Source organism: Collinsella aerofaciens (genome assembly GCF_902501475.1).
In the GTDB taxonomy this organism is placed as follows: domain Bacteria; phylum Actinomycetota; class Coriobacteriia; order Coriobacteriales; family Coriobacteriaceae; genus Collinsella; species Collinsella aerofaciens_AL.
Window position 1 is genome coordinate 1 of the sequence record NZ_CABWIF010000044.1, and the last position, 1,408, is coordinate 1,408.

Consider the following 1,408-nt stretch of genomic DNA (forward strand, 5'->3'; position numbering starts at 1 on the left):
CTTTTTATGCGTGTCGACTTGAGGGTGAAGCACGACATCGTGGCCAGGAAGGCGGCGATCGGGCTCTTCGAGCGAGGCCACGGCTCCGAGTCGGCGGCGAAGGCGCTGTCGGTCCCGCGCGACACCGTGAGACAATGGCTCTACGTATACCGGTCGTTCGGAAGCGAGGTGCTGCTATCCATGGACGGCAAGCAGGCCAGGTACACATACGAGCAGAAGGTCGCCGCAGCCTCCGCCGTGGTCGACGGCGGCATGACGAAGGCCGAGGCGATGGCGGCGTTCGGCATAATGTCGATGTCGCCGCTCAAGAGATGGTGCGCGCTCTACCGCCGGGGCGGCGCGGAGGCCCTGCGCCCGAGGCCCAAGGGCCGGCCGAGCGGTTCCAAGGCGAGGCCGCGGACCCGCGAGGAGGAGCTCGAGGAGCGCTGCCGAAGGCTCGAGACCGAGGTGGCCTACCTAAAAAAATTGCGTGCCCTGGTCGAGAGGGACGGGCTCTGACCAGGGCGAAGGTCGAGGCCGTGAGGGTCCTGCGCGAAGAGGGGCACGGGCTGGGGCGCCTGCTGGAGTGCGCCGGCATGGCCCGGTCCAGCTACTACTACGCGCTGTCGCACCCGAAGGCTCCCACCAGGCCCGAGCTCTGGGAGGCCGCCGCCGAGATATTCTCGCGCACCGCCAACGGGTGCGGCCACAGGCAGATCGCCATGTGCCTGCGCGCCGAGCGGGGCGTGCGCATAGCCGACAAGACGGCGCTCAAGATGATGCACGAGATGGGCATCAGCTGCGGGATCCGCCGCGAGACCGATTACCACAGGTACAACTCCTACAGGGGCAAGGTCGGAAAGACCTTCGAAAACGTCATCGGCAGGGACTTCGAAGCCGACGGGCCCTGGCAGAAGATGGGCACCGACGTCACCGAGTTCAAGCAGCCCTGGGGCAAGGCCTACTTCGCGCCGGTCTACGACTTCGGCAGCAAGGAGATTGTCGCCTGGTCCACGTCGCTGCACCCCAACATGGCTCAGCAGCACGAGCTGCTCGACCAGCTCGTGTCCAAGAAGCCCAAGGGCTCCAGGCCGGTCCTGCACTCGGACATGGGCTGGCAGTACCAGCAGGCCGGTTGGTGCAGGCGGTTGGAGGAGGCCGGCGTGGTGCAGAGCATGTCCCGGAAGGGCAACTGCATCGACAACGGCGCGACGGAGCAGGTGTTCGGCCACATCAAGGACGAGTTCTTCCGCGGAAGGACGTGGCCGGACTTCGAGTCCTTCAAGGCGGACCTCGACGACTTCGTGGTCCATTGGAACACGAGGAGGCGCCAGGTTAAACTGAAGGGACTGACCCCGGAGGAGTTCCGGAGACAGTCCCTTGCGGCGTAGTTCTTATTTAAGCCGTCCAAGTTTTGGGGTGCAGTTCA

Annotated in this window: 2 protein-coding genes; both read left to right on the forward strand. The window is 65.4% G+C overall.

All coding sequences use genetic code 11. The features are described 5' to 3' along the window. The first annotated feature begins 6 nt into the window (after positions 1–6). Entirely contained in the window at positions 7–498 is a 492-nt protein-coding gene (locus tag GDJ93_RS07735; protein ID WP_152068356.1) for a helix-turn-helix domain-containing protein, read from the forward strand. A 20-nt stretch (positions 499–518) separates the two neighbouring features. Next, a complete protein-coding gene (locus tag GDJ93_RS07740) occupies positions 519–1,370 on the forward strand; it encodes an IS3 family transposase (RefSeq protein WP_264297888.1) in 852 nt (283 codons plus the stop codon). Positions 1,371–1,408: the final 38 nt, after the last annotated feature.

Bases quoted from the DNA above. Each gene is read 5' to 3' on its own strand.
- GDJ93_RS07735 (WP_152068356.1), top strand. From the start codon at position 7: ATGCGTGTCGACTTGAGGGTGAAGCACGACATCGTGGCCAGGAAGGCG.